Source organism: Acinetobacter gerneri DSM 14967 = CIP 107464 = MTCC 9824, from assembly GCF_000368565.1.
Lineage (GTDB): Bacteria > Pseudomonadota > Gammaproteobacteria > Pseudomonadales > Moraxellaceae > Acinetobacter > Acinetobacter gerneri.
Window position 1 is genome coordinate 560,135 of the sequence record NZ_KB849544.1, and the last position, 6,068, is coordinate 566,202.

Here is a 6,068-nt window from a genome sequence, read left to right on the forward strand (position 1 = left end):
ATTATCCATGAAAAAGCTGTTTGGCGTTTTACTTAGCGCATCCGTGCTTACTCTTTCTGCTTGTGGCAAACAAGATGCAACACAAGAAAAATCTAAAGTTGATGCTAACGGATTAACTAAAGTAACACTTGCATCAAGTGGTTCTGATACTGATATCTGGAACTTTATTGCAAAATTGCCTGAAACTAAAAAAGCGGGTATCGATCTTAAAGTACAAAACTTTACTGATTATGTTGCGATGAACAATGCGGTTGCAAACAAAGATATTGATGCAAATGCATTCCAATCTTATGCCTATATGGTGGCTTATAATGCCAACAATAAAGATAAAGTTGCGCCAATCGCAACAACTTATCTTGAGCCTATGGGTATCTATGCAACAAAATACAAACGCGTTGAAGAATTCCCTCAAGGCGCAACCGTTGCGATTCCGAATGACGGCGCAAATGAATCACGTGCATTGTTATTATTACAATCTGCTGGCTTAGTTAAATTGAAAGCTAACTTTGATGATGTAAAAGGTACACCTGCTGACATCGAAGTAAATAGCAAAAAATTGGTGATCAAACCGATTCAAATGGCGACAGCTGTACGTGTAAAAAATGATGTTGATGCAATCGTTTTGGGTAATGTATTGGCAATGGAAGGCGGTCTAAATGTATTGAAAGACTCGATCTATCATGAGCCAATCGATCAATCTACTCGCATGAATGTTAATATCATTGCTGTTGCTGATTCTCGCAAAGAAGATCCTACTTTGAAGAAATTGGGTGAGTTATATCACACTGAAGCTGTGAAGAAATATATCCAAGATCACTTCGAAGGTACAAAAGTTGACGTGAATAAGCCTGTTAGCTATCTAACCGATACTAAATAGTCTTATAATATAGACAGCTTAATGAAACAGGCAAAACCCTTTGCCTGTTTTTTATTTTCAACTCAGTTATTGATCACATGATTCAATTTAAAAATATTTCAAAACACTTCCAAATCAAAGGTCAAACCGTAAAGGCGATCGACGATATCAATCTTGATATTCCTGACGGCAGTATCTTTGGCATTATTGGTTATAGTGGTGCGGGTAAAAGTACCCTGATTCGTCTAATTAACTTGCTTGAGCGTCCGACTCAAGGGCAAGTCATTATTCACGATGTGGATTTTACAGCACTTTCAGCAAATGAACTGCGTAAACGTCGTAGTAATATTGGCATGATTTTCCAGCATTTTAACTTGCTTGAAAGTAAGACCGTTGCTGAAAATATTGAAATGCCTTTGCGTTTATTAGGGATTGATAAAAGCAAACGTAAAGCACGTGTAGATGAACTGCTCAAATTTATTGATTTGGCACATAAACACAATGCATATCCAGATGAGCTTTCAGGTGGGCAAAAACAACGTGTTGGGATTGCACGTGCGCTTGCAAATCATCCGAAAATTTTACTTTGCGATGAAGCAACCTCCGCACTCGACCCACAAACTACAAAGTCTGTTTTAGATTTGCTCAAAAAAATCAATACTGAACAAAATATTACGATTGTGATGGTCACTCATGAAATGGATGTGATCGAAACAGTCTGTGATCATGTTGCAGTGATGGAAGCAGGTAAAGTCATTGAAACGGGTGCAACTGTGGATTTATTTAGCAAGCCACAACACCCAACGACACAAAATTTTATCCAAACTGTTTTACAACAACAATTACCTAAAAACATTTTGGAAAAGCTTGAAGTCCAACATGAGCATAGTATCTATCGTCTGCAATTTTTAGGATCGTCGGCACAAGAACCAATTATCCAACAATTGATCAAACAATATGATATTAGTCTGAATATCTTATTTGCCAATATGACTGAAATAAATGGCACAGTCATTGGACAAATGTTTGTGCAATTATTAGGTGAATCTTCAACAATCAATGAAGCCATCAGCTTTCTAAAATCCAATGGCGTACGCGTCAGTCAAACTGGAGTACAAGCATGAGAGATATGATTGTTCAATGGCTCACTGATATCACAGCCCCTTTTTGGCATAGCGCACTTTCTATCGATCAATTTGTCACAGCACTACAAGAAACCATGTATATGGTGGTGGTGTCCTTGATTTTTGGTAGTATTTGGGGATTGATCCAAGGGATTGTGTTACTGGTTACACGCCCTGAAGGAATCTTACCAAATCGTGCGATTTATCACGTATTAAATCCGATTGTTAATGCGCTTAGATCATTGCCATTTATCATTCTTTTGGTTGCAGTTTTACCCCTTACCAAATGGCTTACCGGTACGCAAATCGGTGTTTGGGCGGCAATTGTACCCCTCACCATCTATATCGGCCCTTATATGGGACGCTTGATCGAAACTTCGCTTTTAGAGGTAAATAGCGGGATTATCGAGTCAGCACAAGCGATGGGTGCAACACCTTTACAAATCATTTTCAAATTTATTCTCCCTGAAGCGCGTAGCTCTTTGATTTTAAATATGACCACAGCAACCATCAGTTTGATTGGTGCAACTGCGATGGCAGGTGCTGTTGGCGCAGGTGGTATTGGTGACCTCGCAGTTTCCTATGGCTACCAACGCTTTGATAATAGTGTGATTATTCTTACAGTCATCATCTTATTATTATTGGTACAAATCGTACAAAGCTTGGGTGAATGGCTCGCAAAATTACGTTAATTGTTTACTAAAACTTGATATGTAAAATATTTAACCCTCTTTAGAGGGTTTTTTATTGTCCGAATACATCATAGCTTCTAAATCATTTGACTAAGAAAGAAGGCAATGACCCACGATATTTTTGGACATAATATTGATTAGATACAAAGCCAAAATCAGAATTCTTGAAATAGTTCCACCTTAAGCCCCACCCTCAACCAAATCATGTTTGGCTTTTTAAAATTGGCTATGTTTAAATAAAACAGTAGGAGAAAAGGGATGAGAAAATGAGTTCAAAATTTAAAATTGAAGCAATCACTGTCAACAATCCATTGCAAAATTACATCTGGATGTTAATCGATACTGAAAAACATACTGCGATTGCAATCGATCCGACTGAAGCAAATTTAGTTGAACAATTCTGTGAAAAGCACCGTTTAGAACTCGATCAAATTTGGTTAACACATTGGCATAAAGATCATATCGGCGGAACACCCGACCTGATTGCTGAACGAAAAATTAAAGTCTATGGTCCACGTGAAGAACTCAGTAAAATTCCATTTATCTCCTCCCCATTGCAACATGATGATCATTTTCAATATCACGATCTAAAAGTAGAGATTATTGCTGTGCCTGGTCATACCTTAGGGCATATTGTTTATTTTATAGATGAGCTCGATGTGGTTTTTTCTGGTGATACACTTTTTGCTATGGGCTGTGGACGTATGTTTGAAGGGACACCAGAGCAGTTTTACCATTCTCTGAATCGTTTAGCAGCACTCCCACCACAAACCAAAGTTTATTGCACACACGAATATACGCTTTCCAATGCAGCCTTTGCCTTGCACGTCGAACCAGACAACATCGCCCTTAAAGATCGTGCTGAATATGTACGACAACAGCGAGAACGCGGAGAAATCACTCTACCCTCAACTATTGAAATAGAACTCGAAACCAATCCATTTCTCAGAGTCGAGAGCCCAGAAGAGTTTGCTAAAATCCGAGCAATGAAGGACAATTTTTAAATATGTTTCATGTTATTTCAAAAGATAAATTTCAAAAATAAAGTGGAATTTTCATGATAAAAATCGTCGCTCCAAAACCTGTCTATCTCAATGGCTCAAATAAAGGCGTATTACTACTACACTCTTTTACCAGCACGGTTCGAGATGTAAAAGCCTTAGCTGAATTCCTCAACCAGCACAACTACACTTGCTATGCGCCTGCTTATCAGGGACATGGTTTAGCTATTGATGAATTTTTAAAATATGATGTGGACGATTGGTTTAATGATGCCTTAAGTGGTTATCGCTATTTGCAGCAACAAGGCTGTCAACACATTGCAGTATTAGGTGTTTCACTTGGTGGCATCCTTTCATTACGTATCGCTGAGCAATGTGAAATAAGTGCCTGTATCACCATGTCAGTCGCCAGCGAACGTCCTGTAGATGCTATTTTCAATCGTATCGTACCTTATGCAAAATATATGGAACACCTTGCTGGAGAAAACCATTTAGAAACTCTTGAGGGCTTAGAATGCCTAAAACAAAAAAGTGCACATTTAACTGAAAACTTTTCTAACTTTATCTATCAAACAATGGATCAGGTTCAAAAAATCAAAGCACCTATCGCACTTTTATATGGAAAACTCGATGCCCCCATCTATCAACAAAGTGCCGAACATCTCTATCAACAACTTCCCCAAGCAAAACTAATCAAAGAATACCCGAACACTGGGCATCTCATGACTTTAGGTGCAGATAAACAACAACTGCATCAAGATATCTTGAATTTTTTAGATGAAAATTTAACTTAATTTCCCATTCATCCTGCCTTGTAAATATTTTTTACAATTAGCGGTTCATTTTCAAATTAAACAAAATATTTCAAAAAAATGAGTTTTAAATATTAAATTGCTTCAAAAGATTTCAACCAAAAGGGAAATATCCAAAAAATATCATTACAACCACATGTTTTATAATGTTTTTATAAAAATTGCGACTAAGGTAATAATTCAAAATTTTAAATAATCATCATCTATATACAAATATATAATTTTAACAGTTGATCATTTATTGATATAAAAAAATAAATTGAGCTCGATCCCCCTTTAAAAATTTGAGCTCATCCCTATTAAATTTTAATAGGCAAGATAAAGGAGATCTTCTGTGAAAAAGGTTGTAAAAGCAAAGAATTTAATCGCGTTTCGTATTTGGTTAGAAAAATTGGGCTATTCAGTTAAAACTTTGGCAGATAATCGTGGTTTTACATTTAGTTTTAAAAAAGAATATGGATTAGTTACTTGTGATTTATCAGGTAATACTTTGGCGATGCAGTTAGGTGAAGAGTTTGAAGATCATTTAAAGGCATAATATTTTAAATAAGGATGTTTAAAATATAAGTTTCACTGAAGTTCTATAAAAGGTATCTATGCGATACCTTTTTTATTGCCTAACTTTTTACAATGAGAACAAAAAATTTAGGCAATAAAAAAGCAAGGCTTCAAACCTTGCTTTTAAAATATGGTGGGGGCGAAGAGACTCGAACTCTTACACCTTGCGGCGCTGGAACCTAAATCCAGTGCGTCTACCAATTTCGCCACGCCCCCGATAAAAAACCACTTTCGTGATATTTTATATTTTTGGCAGAGTATTTAAGGCTTTAACCTATTTAAATATTCTCTATCAATGGTACGAGAGGAATTCTAGTCGCAAACCATATCTTATGCAATCCCCCTTCGATTGCATTTGTTTAGATTTTAAGCCAAAAAAGAAAAAAACATAACAAGCGTTTTAAAAACAATCAAATACACTAAAAAATTAGAAAACTTAGGTATAAAACAAGGCTGTCGAATGCTTTGGTTTGGTCAATATAAAGTTCTAGGTGTATCAATAGCTCGATTTTAAAGTGCCCACACCCACTATATAGAATTATTTAGTTCATTTATCTGGATTTGATGAGTTGGCTATATGTTGATGAATTTTTTCATCTGCTTTTCTAAACCATCTACACGATGTCAAACATGCAGGGCAAGGAGCATGCCTGCGTTTAGGACTTCTAAACCATCTACACGATGTCAAACAAAAACCACATGAACCTCTGAGGGAAACATGTCTTCTAAACCATCTACACGATGTCAAACATGTTTCAGTAAATTTAGGAACAACACTACACCTTCTAAACTATCTACACGATGTCAAACAAGGCTTGATGAAATTAAGCATTTGATCAAAACTTCTAAACCATCTACACGATGTCAAACTTAAGGCATGTACTAGACCACCTATGATAATGCTTCTAAACCATCTACACGATGTCAAACAAGCAAGCGTGTTGCCAGCAATCAATGTTTGTCTTCTAAACCATCTACACGATGTCAAACCAACAATATTATCACGAACATGATGACTATAACTT

Annotated in this window: 6 protein-coding genes, 1 tRNA gene and 1 CRISPR repeat array; of the genes, 6 read left to right on the forward strand and 1 reads right to left on the reverse strand. The window is 36.5% G+C overall.

Annotation, left to right across the window (positions count from 1 at the left end):
• The first annotated feature begins 7 nt into the window (after positions 1 to 7).
• The 6 genes from F960_RS13895 (at position 8) to F960_RS13920 (ending at position 5,023) form a co-directional block, all read left to right on the forward strand.
• A complete protein-coding gene (locus tag F960_RS13895) occupies positions 8 to 877 on the forward strand; it encodes a MetQ/NlpA family ABC transporter substrate-binding protein (protein WP_004866263.1) in 870 nt (289 codons plus the stop codon).
• A 77-nt stretch (positions 878 to 954) separates the two neighbouring features.
• On the forward strand, positions 955 to 1,980 hold the full coding sequence (locus F960_RS13900; RefSeq protein ID WP_004866266.1) for a methionine ABC transporter ATP-binding protein: 1,026 nt from the start codon (positions 955 to 957) through the stop codon (positions 1,978 to 1,980).
• Positions 1,977 to 2,672 (forward strand): methionine ABC transporter permease, encoded by a 696-nt coding sequence (locus tag F960_RS13905; RefSeq protein WP_004866270.1) that lies wholly within the window; start codon positions 1,977 to 1,979, stop codon positions 2,670 to 2,672. Before F960_RS13900 ends, F960_RS13905 begins: the two co-directional genes overlap by 4 nt.
• Positions 2,673 to 2,938: 266 nt before the next feature.
• A complete protein-coding gene (gene gloB / locus F960_RS13910; protein ID WP_004866272.1) occupies positions 2,939 to 3,676 on the forward strand; it encodes a hydroxyacylglutathione hydrolase in 738 nt (245 codons plus the stop codon).
• Positions 3,677 to 3,729: 53 nt separating this feature from the next.
• Complete coding sequence (locus tag F960_RS13915) at positions 3,730 to 4,467, forward strand: alpha/beta hydrolase (protein WP_004866275.1); 738 nt, start codon at positions 3,730 to 3,732, stop codon at positions 4,465 to 4,467.
• Between the two features lie 352 nt (positions 4,468 to 4,819).
• Positions 4,820 to 5,023, forward strand: a complete 204-nt coding sequence (locus tag F960_RS13920) for a hypothetical protein (protein WP_004866277.1) — start codon at positions 4,820 to 4,822, stop codon at positions 5,021 to 5,023.
• 151 nt (positions 5,024 to 5,174) lie between these two features.
• Here F960_RS13920 and F960_RS13925 read toward each other — a convergent pair.
• Positions 5,175 to 5,259 (reverse strand) — tRNA-Leu (locus F960_RS13925).
• Between the two features lie 386 nt (positions 5,260 to 5,645).
• Positions 5,646 to 6,033: direct repeats of the CRISPR family, unit length 28 nt; unit sequence CTTCTAAACCATCTACACGATGTCAAAC.
• Positions 6,034 to 6,068 lie beyond the last annotated feature (35 nt).

Bases quoted from the DNA above. Each gene is read 5' to 3' on its own strand.
- F960_RS13900 (WP_004866266.1), top strand. From the start codon at position 955: ATGATTCAATTTAAAAATATTTCAAAACACTTCCAAATCAAAGGTCAA.
- gloB (WP_004866272.1), top strand. From the start codon at position 2,939: ATGAGTTCAAAATTTAAAATTGAAGCAATCACTGTCAACAATCCATTG.
- F960_RS13905 (WP_004866270.1), top strand. From the start codon at position 1,977: ATGAGAGATATGATTGTTCAATGGCTCACTGATATCACAGCCCCTTTT.
- F960_RS13915 (WP_004866275.1), top strand. From the start codon at position 3,730: ATGATAAAAATCGTCGCTCCAAAACCTGTCTATCTCAATGGCTCAAAT.
- F960_RS13895 (WP_004866263.1), top strand. From the start codon at position 8: ATGAAAAAGCTGTTTGGCGTTTTACTTAGCGCATCCGTGCTTACTCTT.